Here is a 22,214-nt window from a genome sequence, read left to right as displayed (position 1 = left end):
GGAGAGCGATAACCGAGATTTGGCGCAAATCGTGGGGATGGGGTGGGGCGGCCTTCGTGACGTGAACGCTCAGTTGGTGGTCGGACGACCCCGACGGGCGCGCAGCTGGTTGAGGGCGTCCTCGAGCAGCTGCTCCGCCTCCTCTTCGCTGCGGCGCTCCTTCACGTACGCGAGGTGCGTCTTGTAGGGCTCCGTCTTCGCGACCGACGGCGGGTTCTCCTTGTCGCGGCCGGCCGGGAGACCGGTCGACGGCGAGTCGATGATGTCGGGGATCTCCTCCTCGGGGAGGTTCGCCGCGAAGTAGCGGACCGTCTCGTTGCCGAGAGCGTCCCAGTACGAGATCGCGACGCGGTCCGCGTGGAAACCGCGGTCCTGCTCGCCCATGGGGCCCGCGCCGACGCGCGAGCCGCGGATTGCACTGCCTCCGGATGCCATGCAGTCTCTCCTTCTTCAGTGTGCGCTTACGCGCTGAACTTCGTGATCAGACCGAGCACGACGATGCAGGTGATCCAGATCAGGCCCAGGATCACGGTGATGCGGTTCAGGTTGCGCTCGGCGACACCCGACGCACCCAGGTTGGACGTGACGCCGCCGCCGAACATGTCGGACAGACCGCCGCCGCGACCCTTGTGCAGCAGGATGAGCAGCGTCAGCAGGAGGCTGGTGATGCCGAGCAGCACCTGCAGGACGACCTGGAGAATCAGCACGTGGAACCTTTCGGGAAACGTCCGGGCCGTGCCCGGGAAGACCAACGACCAGTATAACCGGCGGGAGCCGTCAGAGACCGACGTGCTTCTGATACCGGACGATCGCGGCGAACTCGTTCACGTCGAGGCTCGCACCGCCGACCAGGGCGCCGTCCACATTGGGCTCGCGCATGAAGCCGGCGATGTTGCCCGACTTCACCGAACCGCCGTACAGGATGCGCGTCTTGGCCGCGACGTCGTCGCCCAGCACCTCGGCGATGACCGCACGCAGTGCCGCCGCCACCTGCTCCGCCTGCTCGGGCGTTGCCGCCTGGCCGGAGCCGATGGCCCAGACCGGCTCGTACGCGACGACGAAGTCGGCTGCCGAGTCGACGCGGGACAACGCGGCACGGAGCTGCGCAACCGGCACGGCGCTCGCGCCGTGGGTCTCGAGGTCCTCCGCCGTCTCGCCGACGCAGATGATCGGGGCGATGTTGTGCTTAAGCGCGGCGGCCACCTTTCCGGCGACCTGCTCGTCGGTCTCGGCGTGCAGCGTGCGCCGCTCCGAGTGACCGATGATGACGTACCGCGACTCCAGGGCCGCGAGGAACGCGGCCGAGATCTCGCCCGTGTACGCACCCGACTCGTGCTCCGAGACGTCCTGTCCGCCGAAGGCGAGTGGCAGCTTGTCGGCCGCGACCAGCGTCTGCACGCTCCGCAGGTCGGTGAAGGGCGGGAAGACCGCCACCTCCACCGCCGAGAAGTCGTGGTTGGCGTCCTTCAGCGTCCACGCGAGCTTCTGCACGAACGCGATCGCCTGGAGGTGGTCCAGGTTCATCTTCCAGTTGCCGGCGATGAGCGGGACACGCCGCACCGTGGGGCTCACTGCTGCCATCCGAGGACCTCCAGTCCGGGGAGTCGCTTGCCTTCGAGGAACTCGAGGCTCGCGCCTCCGCCCGTCGAGATGTGACCGAACTGGTCGTCACGGAACCCGAGCGCACGGACGGCCGCGGCGGAGTCGCCACCTCCGACGACGCTGAGGCCGTCGACCTCGGTGAGCGCCTGCGCGACCGCCTTCGTGCCCGCCGCGAACGGCGCCAGCTCGAACACGCCCATCGGGCCGTTCCAGAACACCGTGCGCGCTCCGCGGACGTACTCCGAGAACAGCTCGGCGGTCTCCGGGCCGATGTCGAGTCCCAGGCCCTTGTCACCCCAGTCGGTGTCCTCGATCGCGTCGACCGGGCGCACCACGTGCTCCGCGTCGGCGCCGAACTTCGAGGCCACCACGACGTCGCGCGGGAGCACCAGCTCGACGCCGAGCTCCTCGGCCTTCGCCAGGTAGCCCTTGACGGTGTCGATCTGGTCGGCTTCGAGCAGGCTCGACCCGACCTTCATGCCCTTGGCCGCGAGGAAGGTGAACAGCATCCCGCCGCCGATGAGCAGCGAGTTGACCTTCGGCAGCAGGTGACCGATGACGCCGAGCTTGTCCGAGACCTTCGAGCCGCCGAGGACGACCGCGTACGGCCGCTCCGGGTTCTCGGTCAGACGGTCGAGCACCTCGAGCTCGGCCTGGATCAGCGTGCCGGCCGCGCTCGGCAGCAGCTGAGCGAGCTCGTAGACGCTCGCCTGCTTGCGGTGCACGACGCCGAAGCCGTCCGAGACGAAGGCGTCGCCGAAGGCAGCCAGCTTCTCGGCGAAGGCACGACGCTCGCCCTCGTCCTTCGAGGTCTCCCCCGGATTGAACCGGAGATTCTCCAGCAGGGCGACGTCGCCGTCGTTGAGGCCGTTGACGGCCTCCTCGGCGCCGCCGCCGACGGTGTCCTTGGCGAAGGTCACCGGGGCGCCCAGCAGCTCGGAGAGCCGCTGGGCGACCGGCGCCAGGCTGTACTTCGCATCCGGGGCGCCCTCGGGGCGTCCCAGGTGCGAGATCACGACCACCTTCGCGCCCTGGTTGATCAGGGCGTTCAGCGTGGGAATCGACGCTCGCACGCGACCGTCGTCCGTGATCTTCGCGCCGTCCAGGGGCACGTTGAGATCACAGCGGACGACGACCCGCTTGCCGGCGAGCGAACCGAGTGAGTCGAGAGTGCGGAGCGTCACGTCGGTTCCCTGCGCTTAGAGGCGCTCGGCGACGTACTCGGTCAGGTCGACGAGACGGTTGGAGTAGCCCCACTCGTTGTCGTACCAGCTCGAGAGCTTCACCTGGTCGCCGAGGACACGCAGCAGACCCGAGTCGAAGATCGAGGAGTGCGGGTCGGAGACGATGTCGGAGGAGACGATCTCGTCCTCCGTGTACTTGAGGATGCCCTTCAGCGGGCCCTCCGCCGCCTTCTTGTAGGCCGCCTTGACCTCGTCGACCGTGACCGGGCGCGAGGCGGTGACCGTGAGGTCGGTGATCGAGCCGGTGGGGACCGGGACGCGCAGCGCGAAGCCGTCGAGCTTGCCCTTGAGCTCCGGCAGGACGAGGCCGATGGCCTTCGCCGCACCGGTGGAGGTCGGGACGATGTTGATCGCGGCGGCGCGGGCGCGACGCAGGTCGGAGTGCGGGCCGTCCTGGAGGTTCTGGTCGGCGGTGTAGGCGTGGACCGTGGTCATCAGACCGCGCTCGATGCCGAACTCGTCGTTGAACACCTTGGCGAGCGGCGCGAGGCAGTTCGTGGTGCAGGACGCGTTGGAGATGATGTTGTGCGACGCCGGGTCGTAGAGGTGCTCGTTCACGCCCATGACGAACGTGGCGTCCTCGCCGGTCGCCGGAGCCGAGATGATGACCTTCTTGGCGCCCGCCTCGATGTGCTTGCGCGCGTCGTCGGCCTTGGTGAAGCGGCCGGTCGACTCGATGACGATGTCGACGCCCAGGTCGCCCCAGCCGAGGTTGGCGGGGTCGCGCTCCGCGAGGACCTTGATCGGGTTGCCGTTGACGACGATGTTGTCGCCGTCGAGCTCCACCGTCGCGTCGAGACGGCCCGTGATGGAGTCGTACTTGAGCAGGTGTGCGAGCGTCTTGTTGTCGGTGAGGTCGTTCACCGCGACGACCTCGAGGTCGCTGCCCTTCGCCAGGGCGGCGCGCAGGTAGTTACGACCAATGCGACCGAACCCGTTGATTCCGATCTTTACGGACACAGATGTCTCCAGTTACTCGATGGGCGCCGGACGGCGCGCTTTGTCAGGTGTTGATTGCGGACGGCGGCGTCCCGGGAGGGTCCCTCCCGGGACGCCCACCCGCCTACGACAGTAGCAGCAGACCCGCGGTCTTCTCGCGCGCACGGACGAAGCGGTCATTGACATCGCCCCAGTTGGTGATGTTCCAGAACGCCTTCACGTAGTCGGCCTTCACGTTGACGTAGTCGAGGTAGAAGGCGTGCTCCCACATGTCGAGCATGAGGAGCGGGACGGTGGCCGCGGCGAGGTTGCCCTGGTGGTCGTACAGCTGCTCGATGATGAGCTTCTGCCCGAGGGAGTCCCAGGCCAGGATCGACCAGCCGGAGCCCTGGATGCCGAGCGCCGACGCCGTGAAGTGGGCGCGGAACTTGTCGAACGAGCCGAAGAACTCGTCGATCGCGGCGGCCAGCTCGCCGACCGGCTTGTCGCCGCCGTCCGGAGAGAGGTTGTTCCAGAACACGGTGTGGTTGACGTGGCCGGCGAGGTTGAACGCGAGGTCCTTCTCGAGCTTGTTGACGTAGGTCAGGTCGTCGGCGTCGCGCGCCTCGGCCAGCTTGGCGATGGCGGTGTTCGCGCCGTCGACATACGTCTTGTGGTGCTTGTCGTGGTGCAGCTCCATGATCCGGCCGCTGATGTTCGGCTCAAGAGCCGAGTAGTCGTACGGAAGGTCCGGCAGCGTGTAGTCAGCCATTACTCATCTCCACTGTTGTTGTGATTCGAGCGACTCGTCGAGTCTAGTAAGGGCAACCCGGGCGGCCGTCGGATGCTTCCTTCCGGCCGCACGTTCCCCGTCGAAACTTACACCTCGTCCAGATCGGCGGGGAGGCTCGCCTCCGTGCCGGGGATGCCGAGGTCGCTCGCGCGCTTGTCCGCCATCGCTAGCAGGCGGCGGATGCGGCCGGCCACGGCGTCCTTCGTCATGGGCGGGTCGGCGTGGTGACCCAGCTCGTCCAGGCTGGAGTCGCGGTGCGCGAGACGCAGCTCGCCCGCGTAGCGCAGGTGCTGCGGGACGTCGGGGCCGAGGATCTCGAGCGCGCGCTCCACGCGCGCACACGCGGCGACGGCGGCCTGGGCCGAGCGGCGCAGGTTGGCGTCGTCGAAGTTGACCAGGCGGTTGGCGTTGGCGCGCACCTCGCGGCGCTGCCGCAGCTCCTCCCAGTTGGTGACGGTCTGGAGGGCACCCATCGCGACGAGCATGGCGCTGATCGCCTCGCCGTCGCGGATGACGACGCGGTGCACGCCGCGCACCTCACGGGCCTTGGCCGCGATGCCGAGACGCCCTGCTGCGCCGACGAGCGCCATGGCGGCCTCGTTACCGGGGCAGGTGACCTCGAGGGCGGCGGAGCGGCCCGGGTCGGTGAGCGAGCCGTGGGCGAGGAAGGCGCCGCGCCAGACGGCGGCGAGCTCGTCGCGGGAGCCGGTGGTCAGGCGGTTCGGGAGGCCGCGGATCGGCCGGCGACGCGCATCCAGGAGTCCGGTCTGCCGGGCGAGCGTCTCGCCGCCCTCGAGCACGCGGACGAGGTACTGGCTGCTGCGACGCAGTCCGGACGCGGAGATGACGGACACCTCGCTGCGGACGCCGTACAGCTCCGCGAGGTCTTTCCGCACCCGCCGTGCGAGTTCCGGGGTGTCGAGCTCGCTCTCGACCGCGATCCGGCCGCCGATGAGGTGCAGACCGCCCGAGAACCGGAGGATGGTGGCCAGTTCTGCTGCTCGGACCGTGGTCTTGCTGACCTCGACCTTCGTGAGCTCGTCCTTGACGTCGGCGGTGAGAGCCAATCGGATTCCTTACTGTCTCAAGGCGGGGGTGGTGCCGTGGAGGGAAAAGCCGTGATCATTCACGGCCGAGGTCGCGGTGCTTGGTGTTGACCGACAGACCGGGGAAACTCCGCAACCGCGCCGCGAGCTCTTCCGCAATCGCGACGGACCGGTGCTTTCCGCCAGTGCAGCCTATCGCGATCAGAGCGTGCCGTTTGTTCTCACGCTGGTAGCCGGACATGATCGGCCGGAGCGCCGAGACGTATCCCTGGATGAACTCGTCGGCGCCGTCCTGGGCCAGGACGTAGTCGCTGACGATCTCCTCCAGACCCGTGTGCGGCCGCAGCTCGGGGTTCCAGAACGGGTTGGGCAGGAAGCGCGCGTCGGCGACCATGTCGGCGTCGGCGGGCAGCCCGTACTTGAAGCCGAAGCTCATCACCGTCACCTGCACGTCGGCGGCGTCCTCCGCCGCGAAGGTGTCGGTGATGTTGGTCGCCAGCTGGTGGATGTTGAGGTCGGTGGTGTCGACGATGATGTCGCTCGCCTCGCGGATCTCGCGCAACCGCGTCCGCTCCGCCGAGATGCCGTCGAGGATGGTGCCGTCGCCCTGCAGCGGGTGCGGCCTCCGCACCTGCTCGAACCGGCGGACGAGCACCGCGTCGGACGCCTCCAGGAACAGCACGCGCACCTTGGTGCCCTCGCGGAGGCTCTGGATCATGTCGCGCAGATCGACGAAGAAGTTGCGCCCGCGCACGTCGACCACCGCGGCGATGCGCGGCAGACCCGACTCGGCGCGGTTGGCGAGCTCGATCAGCGGACGCAGCATCTGCGGCGGGAGGTTGTCCACGACGTACCAGTCGAGGTCCTCCAGCGCATTGGCGACCGTCGAGCGGCCGGCGCCCGACATCCCGGTGACGATGAGGACTTCCTGCTGCTCGGCGTTCTGCGCGACTGTGTCGCCGTCGGTGGCCATCGTCCGGTCTCCTCCGTTGTGGTGTTCCCCCAGCCTACCGACTGCCGCCCTCTGCGAGCCGCTCGAAGATCGCGGTCGCGAGCGTGGGACCGACCCCGCGAACCTCGGCGATCTGCTCGGGCGTCGCCTTGCGCAGCTGGGCCACCGAGCCGAAGTGCTTCAGCAGCTCCTTGACGCGCGATGGACCGAGGCCCGGGATCTCGCCCAGCACCGTCCCGATGTCGCGCTTACGGCGCGCCCGCTGGTAGGTGATCGCGAAGCGGTGGGCCTCGTCGCGGAGACGTTGGATGAGGAAAAGCGCGTCGCTGTTGCGCGGCAGGATCACCGGGAAGTCGGAGTCCGGCAGCCAGATCTCCTCCAGGCGCTTGGCGATACCCGCGAGCTGGATGCCGGTCACCCCGGACTCGTCGAGAGCGCGCTTCGCGGCGGCGACCTGCGGCTGGCCTCCGTCGACGATCAGCAGGTTCGGCGGATAGGAGAACTTGCGGCGACGGCCCTCGGCGGCATCCACGATCTCGTCGGCACCGGCGGCGCCCTCGGCGTCGAGCGCCGTCTCCTCATCGACGGTGGGGGCGGCGTCGGCTGCCGCTGCGGGCGCGTCCTTCAGGTACGCCAGGCGGCGGGAGATGACCTGGTAGATCGACTCCGTGTCGTCGGTCGACTCGGGGATGCTGAACCGGCGGTACTGGTCCTTGCGCGGCAGGCCGTCCTCGAAGACCACCATCGACGCCACGATGTTCGTGCCGCTGAGGTGCGAGACGTCGTAGCACTCCATCCGGAGCGGCGCCTCGTCCATGCCGAGCGCGTCCTGGATGTCGTTCAGCGCCTTCGACCGCGCCACGAAGTCCGAGCTCCGCCGGGTCTTGTACAGGACGAGCGCGTTCTTCGCGTTCATCTCGACCGTCTGCGCGATCGCGGCCTTGTCGCCGCGCTGCGCCGTGCGCAGCTCGACGCGACCGGTGAGGCGGCCGCGGGCGGCGGAGGGGTCCGGCGTCTCGCGGCGGCGCTGGGTCAGCCACTGCTCGAGCTCCGCGGTGTCTTCCGGCAGCTCGGGCACGATGATCTCGCGCGGCGGGGCGTCCGGTCCGTCGTAGGCGTTCTGGACGACCGTCTCGACGAGTTCGGCGAGCTCCATGTCGAGCTCCTTGTCGACGACCCAGCTGCGCACACCGCGGACGCGGCCGCCGCGCACGATGAACTGCTGGACGGCCGCGGCCAGTTCGTCGTGGGCGATGCCGAAGACGTCGGCGTCGATGTTCTCCGGAAGCACGACCGCGCTCTTGCCGAGCACTCCCTCGAGCGCCTGGATGGCGTCGCGGTGGCGCGCGGCGGACTCGTAGTCCATCGTGCTGGCCGCCTGCTTCATCTTCTCGTTCAGGTCGCGCAGGTAGCCGCTGTCGTTGCCCGCCATGAACGAGGCGAAATCGATGGCGAGCGACTTGTGGTCGCCGGGCGAGATGCGCCCGACGCAGGGCGCTGCGCACTTGCCGATGTCGCCCAGGAGGCAGGGCCGCCCGGTGAGTTCGGCGCGGCGGTACACACCGTCGGAGCAGCTCCGCATCGGGAACGCTTTCAGCATCAGATCGACCGTCTCGCGGATCGCCCAGACCTTCGTGTACGGGCCGAAGTAGCGGGCGTCCTTGATGTTGCGGTTGCGCGTGATCATGACGCGCGGGATGCGGTCGCCGAGCGTCACCGCCAGGTACGGGTACGTCTTGTCGTCGCGGAACTTGACGTTGAAAGGCGGGTTGAACTCCTTGATCCAGGTGTACTCCAGCTGGAGCGCCTCGTACTCCGTGCCGACGACCGTCCACTCGACGCTCGCCGCGGTGGTGACCATGCGGCGGGTGCGCTCGTGGAGGCTGCGCAGCGGCTGGAAGTAGTTGCTCAGCCGCGCGCGCAGGTTCTTCGCCTTGCCGACGTAGAGCACACGCCGGTTCTTGTCACGGAACCGGTACACCCCGGGCTGCGTCGGGATCTCGCCGGCCTTCGGCCGGTAGCTGACGGTGTCTGCCATCGCGCCTCTTACGCGGCGCCCCGGGCGGACTCGCCCTGCAGGATCTCCTTGAGGAAGAAGCCGGTGTGGCTGCCCGGGGTCTCCGCGACCTTCTCGGGCGTGCCCGTCGCGATGACCTCTCCGCCGCCGGCGCCGCCCTCCGGACCCATGTCGATGATCCAGTCGGCCGACTTGATGACGTCGAGGTTGTGCTCGATGACGATCACCGTGTTGCCCTTGTCGAGCAGGCCGTTCAGCACCAGCAGCAGCTTGCGGACATCCTCGAAGTGCAGACCCGTGGTCGGCTCGTCGAGCACGTACACGCTGCGGCCGTTGGATCGGCGCTGCAGCTCGGTCGCGAGCTTCACGCGCTGCGCCTCGCCGCCGGAGAGGGTCGTCGCGCTCTGCCCGAGCCGGACGTAGCCGAGGCCGACGTCGACGAGTGTCTGCAGGTAGCGGTGGATGGCCGAGATCGGCCGGAAGAACTCCGCCGCCTCGCTGATCGGCATGTCGAGCACTTCGGCGATGTTCTTGCCCTTGTAGTGCACGGACAGCGTGTCGCGGTTGTACCGCGCACCCCCGCACACCTCGCACGCGACGTAGACGTCGGGCAGGAAGTTCATCTCGATCTTGATCGTGCCGTCACCCGAGCACGCCTCGCAGCGTCCTCCCTTGACGTTGAAGCTGAACCGGCCGGGCAGGTAGCCGCGGGTCTTCGCTTCCGGCGTCTCGGCGAACAGGTTGCGGATGCGGTCGAAGACGCCGGTGTAGGTCGCCGGGTTCGACCGCGGGGTGCGGCCGATCGGTGCCTGGTCGACGTGGACGACCTTGTCGAGGTTCTCGAGACCGGTGACGGTCCGGTGCTTCCCCGGCACCTTGCGGGCGCCGTTGAGCTTGTTGGCCATCACCCGGTACAGGATGTCGTTGACCAGCGACGACTTGCCCGAACCGGAGACACCGGTCACCGCCACGAAGGTTCCGAGCGGGAAGTCGACCGTGACCTTCTTGAGGTTGTTGGCCTCCGCATCCACGACGCGGATCATCCGCTTCTTGTCGACCTTGCGGCGCTTGGACGGGATGGCGATCTCCCGACGGCCCGCCAGGTAGTCGCCGGTCAGCGACTCGGTGTTGGCGAGCAGGTCGTCGTACGAACCGGAGTGGACGACGTGCCCGCCGTTGACGCCCGCGCCGGGGCCGATGTCGACAATCCAGTCGGCGGTGCGGATGGTGTCCTCGTCGTGTTCGACCACGATCAGCGTGTTGCCGAGGTCGCGCAGGGCGACGAGCGTGTCGATGAGCCGGCGGTTGTCGCGCTGGTGCAGCCCGATGCTCGGCTCGTCGAGCACGTAGAGCACGCCGGTCAGGCCGGAGCCGATCTGGGTCGCCAGGCGGATGCGCTGCGCCTCGCCGCCGGACAGCGTGCCGGCCGCGCGGGCCAGGTCGAGGTAGCTGAGGCCGACCTGGATGAGGAAGTCGAGCCGGACCTTGATCTCGCGCAGCACCTGCGCACCGATCTTCTGCTCGCGCTCCGTCAGGTGCAGCTTCTCCATGAAGTTGCGGGCGTCGCTCAGGCTGAGCAGCGAGGCGTCGGCGATGCTCTTGCCGTGCACGAGCACCGCGAGCACCTCGGGCTTCAGCCGCTTGCCGCCGCAGACCGGGCACGGGACCTCGCGCAGGTACTCGGCCCAGCGGGCGCGCTGCGTGTCGGTCTCGGCCTGCAGATACTGCCGCTCGATGTAGGGCACCACGCCCTCGAAGCCGGAGGTGTACGACATCTCGCGGCCGTAGCGGTTCTTCCACCGCACCTTGACCTCGAAGTTGTCGCCGTGCAGCACCGCGTCGCGCACGTTCTCCGGCAGCTTCTTCCACGGCGTCTTGAGCGAGAACTTGAGGTCGCGGGCGAGCCCGTCGAGCAGCTTCTCGTAGTAATTGAAGAGTCCCTTGCCCTGCGTGGTCCACGGCACGATGACGCCTTCGGCGATGCTGAGCTCGTCGTCGCCGAGCAGGAGCTCGTCATCCACCGACATGCGGGTGCCGAGGCCGGAGCACTCGGGGCAGGCGCCGAACGGGGCGTTGAACGAGAAGGTGCGCGGCTCGATCTCGGTCAACTGGATCGGGTGGCCGTTGGGGCACGACAGCTTCTCGCTGAAGTTCTGCCACGCGGCGGGCCCTTCGCGGTCGACGTAGTTGACCTGGACGAGACCGTCGGTCAGGCGCAGCGCCGTCTCCAGGGAGTCGGTCAGCCGGCCGAGGATGTCCGGGCCGGCGACGAGGCGGTCGACAACGACCGAGATGTCGTGCTTGTACTGCTTCTTCAGCGTCGGCGGCTCGGAGAGCTGGATCTGCTCGCCGTCGACGAGCGCGCGCGAGTAACCGCTCGCCGCGAGCTCCTTGAAGAGGTCGACGAACTCGCCCTTCTTCTGCGAGACCACCGGGCTGACGACCATGTAGCGGGTGCCGGGCTCGAGCTCCATGAGCTGGTCGGCGATCTGCTGGACGGTCTGACGCTGGATGCGCTCACCGCAGATCGGACAGTGCGGAACGCCGATACGCGCCCACAGCAGACGCATGTAGTCGTAGATCTCGGTGATGGTGCCCACCGTGGACCGCGGGTTGCGGTTGGTCGACTTCTGGTCGATCGACACCGCGGGGCTGAGGCCCTCGATGAAGTCGACGTCCGGCCGGTCCACCTGGCCCAGAAACTGCCGCGCGTACGCGGACAGCGACTCCACGTAGCGGCGCTGCCCCTCCGCGAAGATCGTGTCGAACGCGAGTGACGACTTGCCGGATCCGGACAGGCCCGTGAAGACCACCATCGAGTCGCGTGGGATCTCGAGGTCGACGTTGTGCAGGTTGTGAACGCGTGCGCCGCGCACACTGAGGTGCGACCCCGTCACCCTGCTGATGTTGCCGGATTCCCCGACCCGATCGCTGTTCACTCGCCCGCTGCTCACTCGCTCTATTCTCCGCCATCCGTACTGGGAAATCGGGGCTGTTCGCCCACCGCGCACCCGTTCGCCAGGTCGAACGTGTGTTCGATTCTACCCTGGACGGCACGGTGATCCCGTGCAGCCGCGAGTCTAGGCGCGACCACCGACATTCCAACCCTCGGCGACTGGATGCGGAGGCTGGAGTGGATGCGGAGGCAGGAGTGGATGCGGACGCCGGGCCGAGCGCTCAGCGCGGCGCGCGGCGGAGCAGGGCGGGGAGCAGCAGTCCGACCAGCGCGGCGAGTGCGAGTCCGGAGACGGCGGCGAGGACGGGGACGCTCGGCCCGATGCCCCTGCCGCCCCGGACCAGCAGCAGGGCGACGGCGGCGAGCTGCACCGGCACCTGGATGATCGCGAACCGACGGAGAGAAGGGAGCAGCACCGCGGGCTGCAGGCGTGCGGCGGCGGGCAGCGCCAGCATCCATCCGGCCAGCAGGTGGAGGGCGTGCGCACCGGCGATCAGGCCGAGCAGGCGCGGAGTGAGCGTGCCGGGCTCGATCAGGGAGGACAGCAGCAGCACCCCGATGAGCACCCACGCGGTCAGCCAGCGCGGCCGCCACACCGAGACGCCGATCAGGAGGGCTGCGATGCCGGTCCACGGACCCTCGGGCACGCCGACCAACACGAGCAGCAGCGCGATCGCGGCGAAGACCACGCGGACAGTCCAGGCAGGAACGGTCCGTACGCCGAGCACCGGTGCCGGCGTCGACGACCCGGATGGTGTCCCGATCGGCGTCCCGGTGCCGGGTGCGGACCCGTTCGCCGGCCGCGCGTCGTCGCGGCTCACCGTCGGGCCCGTCCGGACGCCAGCACACGCAGCGCCGCCTCGCGCAGCGCAGCATCCTGCCAGACGAGCAGCTCGACACCGCCCGACTGCAGCTGCTCGAGGCGGAGGGAGCGCTCGAGCTCGATGGTGCGCAGGGCTAGGCGATCACGGGCGGGCAGCTCCCGCGCATCCCGAGCAGGCAGCACGTCGACGGCGACCACCCTGTGGCCTGCGGCGCGCCAGGTGAGAGCGAGCGTGACGGGCTGATCGTCGAGGAAGGTCGACAGCACGAACACGATCGACCCCGGAGCGAGCCGCGGAGAACGGACCCGCGTGAACGGCGCCCCGTTCGCGGCGGTCGCCTCGATCGCCCGCAGCACCCGCTCCCGGTGCCGCGCGCCGGCCCGCGGAGGAAGCACGCGGCGCGACTCCCCCAGGTCGTCGAACCCGATCCGGTCGGCCGCGCCGGCGTAGGCGGCCGCGAGCGAGGAGGCGGCCTCCCGCGCGAGGTCGAGGGACGACACCGCGGGACGCGGGTAGGCGCGCGGCCAGTCGGCGACGACCGCGCTGACGTCGTCTCGCGCGTCGAGCGCGAGGTGCACGGCCGCGTCGGAGGTCGCCGTCGTGCGCCGGACGTACAGGTCGATTCCGCGACCGGCGCGCGCCGTGGCCTTCCAGTCGATGCGCCGCAGCCGGTCGCCGGGATGGAACAGGTCGATGTCGCGGAACTCGCCGCCGTCTCCCGGCCGCGTGGAGATGTGCTGCCCGGTCAGCCCGAGAAGCCGCGCGGGCAGCGGAAGACTGCGGAGGGGCGCGCGCCGCGGCCGGACGACCCGCTCGACAGCGGCCTCGTCCGTGGGCGTGCTCGCCCAGGCCGCGTCCGCGCCCAGAGCGCGAGCCTCGACCGCGGCGACGCGCTGCGGACCGGAGTGCACGACGGGCACCTCGCTGCGAAGGTCTGCGGCCGTTCGCGGGGTGACGACGGCCTCGACGGGTCCGGCGCCGCCCAGGCCCAGGCGGAGGTGCAGGGCGTCGGGGCGCTGCGTTCCGCGCCCCTGGGTGGCAGACGCCGCGACGTGGATGCCGAGGGTCGCGTCGCCGCTGCGGCCAGTCTCGTCAACCGTTACGGCGGTGCTGATCTCGACCGGGTCGACGGACGCGGCCGGCCGGCGGTCCCATCCCCACGCGGCGGAGAGCAGCAGCGGGATGCCGATCAGCGCCGGTTCGAGCCGGGACATGACGAATGCGGCGACCACGCCGATCACTCCGACCACGATCGCACCCGCCAGCGCCGGGCTGGGCATCCACCCCGTCCGTGTGACCGCGACGGCTCGCTCGGTCATCGGAACCTCGCCATCTGCGTGCGGCCCGTCACGCGGACGCCTCCGCCCCCGCGCGCTGCGCCGTCCCGACGGCCGGCGGTCCCGGCACGGTGTTGACCACCTCCAGGACGACCTGCTCCGCACGAACGCCGCCCGTCCACGCCTGCACCGTGAGCGTGAGCCTGTGGGCGAGCACCGGGACGGCCACGGCCTTCACATCGTCCGGGATGACGAAGTCGCGCCCGTCGAGCACAGCAAGAGCTCGGGCGACGAGCAGGAGGCCCTGCGACCCGCGTGGGGATGCCCCGACCTCGACGGAGCGGTGCCGGCGGGTGGCCGCGGCGAGGCGGACGCAGTACGCGGCGATGTCCGCATCCACATCCACCGCTTCGACCCCCGCCTGCATGGCCGCGAGCGTCGCCGCGTCCATGACCGCCTCGACCGTGGCGACCTCATGCCGTCGTGCCACACGGGAGAGCAGGACGCGCGACTCCCCCGCCTCGTCGGGGTAGCCGACGCCGAGCCGCACCATGAACCGGTCGAGCTGCGCCTCGGGAAGCGCGTACGTGCCCTCCGACTCGATCGGGTTGGCCGTCGCGACGACGTGGAAGGGCGACGGGAGCGGGAAGCTGCGGCCCTCGACCGACACCTGCCCCTCAGCCATGGCCTCCAGCAGCGCGGACTGCGTCTTGGGCGAGGTGCGGTTGATCTCGTCGGCGAGGAACAGCCCCGTGAAGACCGGCCCGGGACGGAACTCGAAGTCGCCGCTGCTCGGCACGTACACGAACGACCCGGTGATGTCGGACGGCAGCAGGTCGGGCGTGCACTGGAGGCGACGGAAGTCCAGCCCGACGGCGGCCGCGATGCTCCGGGCGGCGAGGGTCTTGCCGAGGCCGGGCACGTCTTCGAACAGCACGTGGCCGCCCGCCAGGATCGTGGCGAAGGCGATCCGCAGCGGTTCGCGCATCCCGACCACGACGCTCCCGACCCGGTCGAGCACGGCCGCGCCGAGCCGGGCGACCTCGTCGACCGGCAGCGAGGGGGATGCGGTGGACGTGGATGCGGTGCTGGATGCGGTGCGGGGGTCAGCGGGCACGGGTCGGCTCCTCGGGCGAGTGGGTGGTGGGCAGGCGAGTGACGGACAGAGTGTGTTGAGGCACGAGCTTTTCGAGGCGGTCGAGCACGGCGGAGATCTGCGAGGTCCGCGGCGATGTGACGACGGACCCGCGGCGGAGGAGCACGAGGATGTCGGGGCCGAGGAGTTCCTCCAGCTGCGCATCCGCCGCGCGGTCCTCCAGGTCGAGTCCGCGCAGGCGGAGAGCGCGCTCCGCGACCGAACGGAGGGCGCGCAGCCCCTCCGGCGACGCGCGTCCGCCGCGCGAGCTGAGCGACCAGCCAAGGGCGACGACATCCCGTCGCGACCCGGGGCGGAGTGGCGGCGCGGCCGGCGGCCAGGTCAGATCGGCCGCTTCGCCGAGGGCCGAGAGACAGGCCGTGAACGCCAGGGCCGCAGCACCGAGGCCGGTTGCGTGGGCTTCGTCCATCCCGAGCGACCAGGCCGCCAGACCGACCGCGACCCCCAGCACGGCGCTCAGGATGAGACGGCGCAGCAGCCGTGGCGGCAGGCGCTTGGGGCGCGGCGCGACACGCTGCCGGCCGTCGTCGCGCCGGGCTGGCCGCTCGGAGCGGTGCGTTCGGCGGGTGTCTCGTGTGCTCATCGGCGGCCGCCTTCCCGGGTGCTCGACCGGCCGCCGGACGCGACGCTCCAGGATGCGCGCAGCGCCTCGACCGCGTCCCGCGCGGCTGCGACGTCGGCTGCGGTCACGGGCGCGCTGCTGAACCGCGCGCGCAGGTAGAGGGCGAGGAGCCGGGCTGCGGCGTCACGGTCCGCCGCCACGCGGGCGACAACGCGCGCTGCGAACTCGGCGGGCGTCTCGGCGGGGAGGCGACGGACGCCGGAATCGGCGGCGCCCTCCTCCAGGCCCACCCAGGCGGCCTCGATCGCGTCACGCGGCTCGCGCGGTTCGGCGAGAACCTCAGCGGCGCGGTCGAGGCCGCGGCGCACCTGCTCCGGCTCGGGCTCGGGCCCCTGGTCAGCGTGCACCTCGGAGGTCTCCGCCACACCGACCGTGTCGAGCGGAGGCAGTTCGAGCGGCCGCGACGGACGGCGACGAAGGCGCCAGAGCAGCGCCAGTCCGATGATGACCGCGAGGACGACGAGGGCGACCAGCAGCCACGACAGGTCGATGCGGACCTCGTGCGCGGTCCCGCGGGGCGCCGGGGTGCCCGACTCCTGCGGAGCCGGCGCCTGCGTCCGGACGGGGCCGGGCGGCAGGAACATCCGCGGCCCGCTGAACTGCGGCGCTCCCTGGAACGCCACGGCGACAAGGGCGACCGCCGCGAGCACGACGCACACGGCGAGGGTCCATCGCCGCCGTCCGCCCGCCTTCGTGGTCACCCTGCCACCGTAGCCCGCGCGAGCGCCCAGCGGTGCCGACCGGTCAGCCCAGGTGCCCGGCCTTCTCCATCTGCCGCAGATCGCGCTTCAGATCGGAGAGCTCGTCGCGCAGGCGGGCCGCCAGCTCGAACTTCAACTCGCCCGCCGCCGCCAGCATCTGCTGGTTGAGGTCGGCGATGAGACCTTCGAGTTCTGCCGCGCCCTGGGCCGCGATGCCGCCGTTGCGCAGGTTGGGCGTCGGGCTCTTGCGCTTCTGCTCGCGCCCGGCGAGCATCCGTGCGGTGTCCGCCTCCTCGCGCGCCAGCACGTCGGTGATGTCGGCGATGCGCTTGCGGAGCGGCGTCGGATCGATGCCGTTGACGCGGTTGTACTCGATCTGCTTCTCGCGCCGCCGGTCGGTCTCCTCGATCGCGCTCTTCATGGAGTCCGTGAGCACGTCCGCATACATGTGGACCTGCCCGGACACGTTTCGAGCCGCTCGTCCGATCGTCTGCACCAGCGAGGTCGAGGAGCGCAGGAAGCCCTCCTTGTCGGCGTCGAGGATGGCGACCAGCGACACCTCCGGAAGGTCGAGTCCCTCACGCAGCAGGTTGATGCCGACCAGCACGTCGTAGACGCCCGCGCGGAGCTCGCTGAGCAGCTCCACCCGGCGCAGCGTGTCGACGTCCGAGTGGAGGTACCGCACCTTCACCCCCGCCTCCGCGAGGAAGTCGGTGAGCTCTTCCGCCATCTTCTTGGTGAGCGTGGTGACGAGCACGCGCTCGTCGCGCTCCACCCGCAGGCGGATCTCCTCCAGCAGGTCGTCGATCTGCCCCTTGGTGGGCTTGACCACGATCTCGGGGTCGATCAGGCCGGTCGGTCGGATGATCTGCTCGACCACGCCGTCCGCGATGCCCATCTCGTACTTGCCCGGGGTGGCGGAGAGGTACACGGTCTGGCCGACGCGGTCCTTGAACTCATTCCATTTGAGCGGACGGTTGTCCAGCGCGCTCGGCAACCGGAAACCGTGCTCGACCAGCGTGCGCTTGCGCGACGCGTCGCCCTCGTACATGGCGCCGATCTGCGGCACGGTCACGTGCGACTCGTCGATCACCACCAGGAAGTCGTCGGGGAAATAGTCGAGCAGGCAGTTCGGGGCCTCCCCCGGCGCGCGACCGTCGATGTGTCGGGAGTAGTTCTCGATGCCCGAGCAGAAACCGATCTGCTCCATCATCTCGAGGTCGAACTGGGTGCGCATCCGCAGCCGCTGGGCCTCAAGCAGCTTGCCCTCGCGCTCCAGCTCCTGCAGGCGCTCCTGCAGCTCCTCCTGGATGGTGCCGATCGCACGCTGCATCGTCGCGGGGCTCGCGGCGTAGTGCGTCGCCGGGAACACGGACACCGCATCCATCTTCTTGATCACGTTGCCGGTCAGCGGGTGCAGTGAGTACAGCGCCTCGATCTCGTCGCCGAACAGCTCGATGCGGATCGCGTTCTCTTCGTAGACGGGGATGATCTCGATCGTGTCGCCGCGCACGCGGAACTTACCGCGCGAGAAGTCGACGTCGTTGCGCTCGTACTGCATGTTGACGAAGCGGCGGATCAGCGCGTCGCGGCCGACGTTCTGGCCGACCTGGAGGGCGACCATGGCCTCCAGGTACTCCTCAGCGGCACCGAGGCCGTAGATGCACGAGACGGTCGAGACGACGACGACGTCGCGCCGGCTGAGCAGCGAGTTGGTGGTGGAGTGACGCAGCCGCTCGACCTCAGCGTTGATCGACGAGTCCTTCTCGATGAAGGTGTCCGTCTGCGGAACGTAGGCCTCCGGCTGGTAGTAGTCGTAGTACGACACGAAGTACTCGACCGCGTTGTTGGGCAGGAGTTCGCGGAACTCGTTCGCAAGCTGCGCCGCGAGCGTCTTGTTGTGGGCGAGCACCAGCGTCGGGCGCTGCACCTGCTCGATCAGCCACGCGGTCGTCGCCGACTTTCCCGTGCCGGTCGCACCCAGCAGCACCACGTCGGTCTCACCCGCGTTGATGCGGGCGGACAGTTCGGCGATCGCCTGCGGCTGGTCGCCGCTCGGACTGTATTCGCTGACGACCTCGAAGGGACGGACGGAGCGCGTGGGAAGCATGCCTCCAGTCTAGGAAGGACCACCGACAGTACGGTCGGCTCTCGCTCACAGCGGAACGGCGCGGGTCACGGCCGCGCGCACAGTTCCTCCCAGAGGGCGTCGACCTGCTCGAGGGTGTGCTCCAGGGTGCCGCCGGTCTCGATCACGACGTCGGCGACGGCCAGCCGCTCGGCGTCGGATGCCTGGGAGCGGATGCGGCGCTCGGCCTCGACCCGATCCATCCCGCGCAGCTCCACCAGCCGGGAGACGCGGGTCTGCTCGTCGGCGTGGGCGACGACCACGCGGTCGAACGGGTACTCGTTGGCGGACTCGACCAGCAGGGGCACGTCGTAGACGACGATGGCGTCGGGGTCGCGCTCGGCGGCCGCCCGGAACCGTGCCGTCGACTCCCGGAGCACTGCGGGATGGGTGATCCCGTTCAAAGCGTGCAGTGCCTCCGGGTCGCCGAAGACGATCGCCCCGAGAGCAGGACGGTCGAGGCTGCCGTCGGGTGCGATGACGCCGTCGCCGAAGCGGCGGGCGATCTCCGCCAGCGCCGGCGTTCCTGGCTCCACCACCGCGCGGGCGATGCGATCGGCGTCCACCACGACGGCGCCGTGCGACGCGAGGCGGGAGGCGATGGTCGATTTTCCGGACGCGATCCCGCCCGTGAGTCCGATCAGCTGCACGTGCCCAGCCTAGCCAGGCCGGCGCGGAGCCGTGGCGCGGTCGGCCGCCGGGAACGACGAAGCGGCCGGCCCCGAAGGACCGGCCGCTCGTACTCAGATGCTCAGGAGTTGGAGCTGAGCTTCTCGCGGAGTGCCGCGAGCGACTCGTCGTCGGCGAGCGTTCCGCCGGCGCCGGAGTCGGAGGAGTAGGTCGACGTACCGCTGTCGGCGGCAGCCTCCTCGAGGCCCTTCGCAACCTGGCGCTTGTGCGCCTCCCAACGAGCCTGGGCGGCAGCGTACTGCTGCTCCCACTCGTCGCGCTGCGACTCGAAGCCTTCCTTCCACTCGTTGGTCTCCGGGTCGAAGCCCTCCGGGTACTTGTAGTTGCCCTGGTCGTCGTACTCGGTGACCATGCCGTAGAGCGCCGGGTCGAACTCGGTGCCCTCGGGGTCGACGCCCTCGTTCGCCTGCTTGAGCGACAGCGAGATGCGGCGGCGCTCCAGGTCGATGTCGATGACCTTGACGAACACCTCGTCGCCCACCGAGACGACCTGCTCGGCCAGCTCGACGTGCTTGCCGGACAGCTCCGAGATGTGCACGAGGCCCTCGATGCCATCGGCGACGCGGACGAACGCACCGAACGGAACCAGCTTGGTGACCTTGCCCGGTGCGACCTGACCGATCGCGTGGGTGCGGGCGAAGACCTGCCACGGGTCCTCCTGCGTCGCCTTGAGCGACAGCGAGACGCGCTCGCGGTCGAGGTCGACCTCGAGGATCTCGACGGTGACCTCCTGGCCCACCTCGACGACCTCGGAGGCGTGCTCGATGTGCTTCCAGGAGAGCTCCGACACGTGGACGAGACCGTCGACGCCGCCGAGGTCGACGAACGCACCGAAGTTGACGATCGACGAGACGACGCCCTTGCGGACCTGGCCCTTGTGCAGGTTGTTGAGGAACGTGGTGCGGGACTCCGACTGGGTCTGCTCCAGCAGCGCGCGGCGCGAGAGCACCACGTTGTTGCGGTTCTTGTCGAGCTCGAGGATCTTGGCCTCGATCTCCTGACCCAGGTACGGGGTGAGGTCGCGGACACGGCGCAGCTCGATGAGCGACGCGGGCAGGAAGCCGCGCAGGCCGATGTCGACGATCAGGCCGCCCTTGACGACCTCGATGACCGTACCGGTGACGACACCGTCGGCCTCCTTGATCTTCTCCACATCGCCCCAGGCGCGCTCGTACTGCGCACGCTTCTTGGACAGGATGAGGCGACCCTCCTTGTCCTCCTTCTGGAGAACGAGGGCCTCGACGGTGTCGCCGACCTCGACGACCTCGCTGGGGTCGACGTCGTGCTTGATGGAAAGCTCACGGGAGGGGATGACGCCCTCCGTCTTGTAACCGACGTCGAGGAGGACCTCGTCGCGGTCGATCTTGACGACGGTGCCTTCGATGAGGTCTCCGTCGTTGAAGAACTTCAGCGTCTTTTCGACCGCGGCAAGAAAGTCCTCAGCAGATCCGATGTCGTTGACGGCGACCTGCTTGGGTGCCTTGTCGGTCGTTGCGGTTGTCATGTAGTGGGTGCTCCGTAATGGACAGGAATCAGGCCGGTCGCGTTGTTCTTCTGATGTGTTTCCGCGAACGGCAGGCGGATAGGGATGTCACACAAGTGACGTTCTAGTCTACCCGGCCGCGGAGGCGTGCAGCAAGCCGCGGTCGGAGAGGATGTCACGCAGCGCCGGGCCGAGGTCGGGGTAGGCGAAGTCGTAGCCGGCGTCGAGCAGCCGTTCGGGCACGACCCAGCGGCTCTTCAGCACCAGTTCGGTCTCCGTGCGGATCGCGATCGAGCCGAGCTCGAGCATCCACCGGTGGGCCGGGAGACCGATCGGGCGGCCGAGCAGACGGCGCAGCTCCGCCATCAGCGTGCGGTTGTCCGTGGGGTGCGGCGCCGCGATGTTGACCGGCCCGTCGAGGTCGGGCCGGCCGCGCAGAAACTCGATCGCGCCGAGCACGTCGGCGATGTGGACCCAGCTGAACCGCTGTCGTCCGCCGCGCGCCCGGAACTCGTGGAACGTTCCGGCGTTCCGGCGTGCGGTCGTGGCGAACCAGCGGCCGTCCACCTGGGGGCCGCCCAGCCCGAACCGGGTGAGGTTGACGAGTGGCGTGAGCGCGCTGCCGTCACCGAGAACGATGGCCATGCGCAGCGCGACGCGACGGGTGCCCGAGAGGTCGCCCTCGAACAGCTCGTGCTCCCAGGCCTTCGCGACCTCGACCGAGAAGCCGGAGCCGAGCTCGCCGGTGGACTCGGTCATCGGGCGGTCCTCGGCATGGCGGTAGATGGTCGCCGTCGAGGCGTTGAACCAGACCGGCGGCGGCGCGTCGCTCGCGGCGATCGCCTCCCGGAGCGCCCGCGTGGTGGCGAGCCGGGAGCGGAAGATCTCGGCCCGGTTGGCATCGCCGTAGCGGCAGTTCACGCTCTTGCCCGCCAGGTTGATCACCGCGACGGCACCGGTGACTGCTCTGCGCAGGCCGTCGGCGTCGTCCCAGCGCACGTCGGGCCCGCTGCGGCCCACCAGGATGACCTCCGAACCCGCGGCGCGGTAGTGCTCCTCCAGGTACTGCCCGACGAATCCGGACGCTCCGGCGATGACGATGCGCTCGTTCACTCCGACCGCTCCCCCGTTTCTCTCTTCTCTGGTGTATCTGTGTTCCGCGATGCCCGCGTCTGCGCCGCCGGACCGCCCGGCTCGATCGCATAGCGGAACCGGCCGCGGTACTGGTAGATCCGCCCGATCAGCGGCACGTGCACGGTGATGGACACCCGCTGGTGCTCGTGCTGGTCGTCCCAGCGTTCGGTCAGGACGACGACCGGAGCGAGTGGACTCGGGACACGCACCCGCCGCCCACCGACCACCAGCCAGACGGCGGTGGAGCGCAGCCGGAGTCCGCCATCCCGGACGGTTGCGGCGAACCGCGCCTCCGCCCGCACCGGATCGCCGAGACGATCGATCACCGTTCCCCGACGGACGCCGATCTCGTCCACCATGGTCGCCGCACCGGACCGGAGTGCGAACCATCGCGTGGCCGCGACGGCGGGCGAACCGTCGGCCGCGGTGACCGCGCGGTTCTCGACGGTGAAGGGCACCTCGCGCTCCCACACCGGGAACATGACGTGCGACCGGGCGAACACCGCCAGTACCGGCCACAGCCACCGGCACGGCGTGCCCACCGTCTCGAACACGCCACTCCCCCGCCCGACCGCGCCGGCCGGGATGGCGTCGAAGTACGCCCGCAGTCGCGGATGCAGCTCGTCGAACGCCGCGCCCAGCACGGCGCGGTACGGGGAGGTCACCGGTGG

The 22,214-nt window shown here is 69.7% G+C and carries 20 protein-coding genes; all 20 read right to left on the bottom strand.

What is annotated here, in order from left to right:
• Positions 1-69: 69 nt before the first annotated feature.
• The gene (locus tag H284_RS0119560) at positions 70-435 is read right to left on the bottom strand and encodes an RNA polymerase-binding protein RbpA (protein WP_018191138.1); all 366 of its coding nucleotides are present in this window, start codon (positions 433-435) and stop codon (positions 70-72) included.
• A gap of 26 nt (positions 436-461) precedes the next feature.
• Positions 462-707: a preprotein translocase subunit SecG gene (gene secG, locus H284_RS0119555; protein WP_018191139.1), complete on the bottom strand. Its 246-nt coding sequence runs from the start codon at positions 705-707 to the stop codon at positions 462-464.
• A gap of 70 nt (positions 708-777) precedes the next feature.
• A complete protein-coding gene (gene tpiA, locus H284_RS0119550) occupies positions 778-1,581 on the bottom strand; it encodes a triose-phosphate isomerase (protein WP_039731453.1) in 804 nt (267 codons plus the stop codon).
• On the bottom strand, positions 1,569-2,786 hold the full coding sequence (locus tag H284_RS0119545; protein ID WP_020077537.1) for a phosphoglycerate kinase: 1,218 nt from the start codon (positions 2,784-2,786) through the stop codon (positions 1,569-1,571). Before H284_RS0119545 ends, tpiA begins: the two co-directional genes overlap by 13 nt.
• Positions 2,787-2,801: 15 nt before the next feature.
• Positions 2,802-3,806, bottom strand: coding sequence for a type I glyceraldehyde-3-phosphate dehydrogenase (gene gap / locus H284_RS0119540; protein WP_018191142.1), 1,005 nt, complete (start codon positions 3,804-3,806; stop codon positions 2,802-2,804).
• A 103-nt stretch (positions 3,807-3,909) separates the two neighbouring features.
• Entirely contained in the window at positions 3,910-4,536 is a 627-nt protein-coding gene (locus tag H284_RS0119535; RefSeq protein ID WP_020077536.1) for a superoxide dismutase, read from the bottom strand.
• Positions 4,537-4,643: 107 nt separating this feature from the next.
• The gene (gene whiA / locus H284_RS0119530; RefSeq protein WP_018191144.1) at positions 4,644-5,624 is read right to left on the bottom strand and encodes a DNA-binding protein WhiA; all 981 of its coding nucleotides are present in this window, start codon (positions 5,622-5,624) and stop codon (positions 4,644-4,646) included.
• A gap of 55 nt (positions 5,625-5,679) precedes the next feature.
• Positions 5,680-6,576: an RNase adapter RapZ gene (rapZ, locus tag H284_RS0119525; RefSeq protein WP_018191145.1), complete on the bottom strand. Its 897-nt coding sequence runs from the start codon at positions 6,574-6,576 to the stop codon at positions 5,680-5,682.
• A gap of 34 nt (positions 6,577-6,610) precedes the next feature.
• The gene (gene uvrC, locus H284_RS0119520; RefSeq protein ID WP_020077535.1) at positions 6,611-8,593 is read right to left on the bottom strand and encodes an excinuclease ABC subunit UvrC; all 1,983 of its coding nucleotides are present in this window, start codon (positions 8,591-8,593) and stop codon (positions 6,611-6,613) included.
• 8 nt (positions 8,594-8,601) lie between these two features.
• Positions 8,602-11,511, bottom strand: a complete 2,910-nt coding sequence (gene uvrA, locus H284_RS0119515) for an excinuclease ABC subunit UvrA (protein WP_018191147.1) — start codon at positions 11,509-11,511, stop codon at positions 8,602-8,604.
• Positions 11,512-11,749: 238 nt separating this feature from the next.
• On the bottom strand, positions 11,750-12,349 hold the full coding sequence (locus tag H284_RS0119510) for a hypothetical protein (protein ID WP_020077534.1): 600 nt from the start codon (positions 12,347-12,349) through the stop codon (positions 11,750-11,752).
• Positions 12,346-13,671, bottom strand: a complete 1,326-nt coding sequence (locus H284_RS0119505; RefSeq protein WP_020077533.1) for a DUF58 domain-containing protein — start codon at positions 13,669-13,671, stop codon at positions 12,346-12,348. The genes H284_RS0119510 and H284_RS0119505 overlap by 4 nt, the downstream gene beginning before the upstream one ends.
• Before the next feature lie 28 nt (positions 13,672-13,699).
• A complete protein-coding gene (locus tag H284_RS0119500) occupies positions 13,700-14,746 on the bottom strand; it encodes an AAA family ATPase (protein ID WP_020077532.1) in 1,047 nt (348 codons plus the stop codon).
• The gene (locus H284_RS0119495) at positions 14,736-15,368 is read right to left on the bottom strand and encodes a hypothetical protein (protein ID WP_020077531.1); all 633 of its coding nucleotides are present in this window, start codon (positions 15,366-15,368) and stop codon (positions 14,736-14,738) included. The genes H284_RS0119500 and H284_RS0119495 overlap by 11 nt, the downstream gene beginning before the upstream one ends.
• The gene (locus tag H284_RS0119490) at positions 15,365-16,108 is read right to left on the bottom strand and encodes a DUF4129 domain-containing protein (RefSeq protein WP_231371291.1); all 744 of its coding nucleotides are present in this window, start codon (positions 16,106-16,108) and stop codon (positions 15,365-15,367) included. Before H284_RS0119490 ends, H284_RS0119495 begins: the two co-directional genes overlap by 4 nt.
• A 43-nt stretch (positions 16,109-16,151) precedes the next feature.
• The gene (gene uvrB / locus H284_RS0119485; RefSeq protein ID WP_018191153.1) at positions 16,152-18,218 is read right to left on the bottom strand and encodes an excinuclease ABC subunit UvrB; all 2,067 of its coding nucleotides are present in this window, start codon (positions 18,216-18,218) and stop codon (positions 16,152-16,154) included.
• A 65-nt stretch (positions 18,219-18,283) separates the two neighbouring features.
• The gene (gene coaE / locus H284_RS0119480) at positions 18,284-18,886 is read right to left on the bottom strand and encodes a dephospho-CoA kinase (protein ID WP_020077529.1); all 603 of its coding nucleotides are present in this window, start codon (positions 18,884-18,886) and stop codon (positions 18,284-18,286) included.
• Between the two features lie 101 nt (positions 18,887-18,987).
• Positions 18,988-20,430: a 30S ribosomal protein S1 gene (gene rpsA, locus H284_RS0119475; protein ID WP_018191155.1), complete on the bottom strand. Its 1,443-nt coding sequence runs from the start codon at positions 20,428-20,430 to the stop codon at positions 18,988-18,990.
• Positions 20,431-20,538: 108 nt separating this feature from the next.
• A complete protein-coding gene (locus H284_RS0119470; RefSeq protein WP_020077528.1) occupies positions 20,539-21,522 on the bottom strand; it encodes an epimerase in 984 nt (327 codons plus the stop codon).
• Positions 21,519-22,208, bottom strand: coding sequence for a DUF4166 domain-containing protein (locus H284_RS0119465; protein WP_020077527.1), 690 nt, complete (start codon positions 22,206-22,208; stop codon positions 21,519-21,521). The genes H284_RS0119470 and H284_RS0119465 overlap by 4 nt, the downstream gene beginning before the upstream one ends.
• Between the last annotated feature and the right edge of the window lie 6 nt (positions 22,209-22,214).

It is taken from the genome of Cryocola sp. 340MFSha3.1, from assembly GCF_000383315.1.
In the GTDB taxonomy this organism is placed as follows: Bacteria; Actinomycetota; Actinomycetes; order Actinomycetales; family Microbacteriaceae; genus Leifsonia.
The sequence above is the reverse complement of the archived record's forward strand: the minus strand, read 5'-3'. Positions and strand labels throughout refer to the sequence as shown.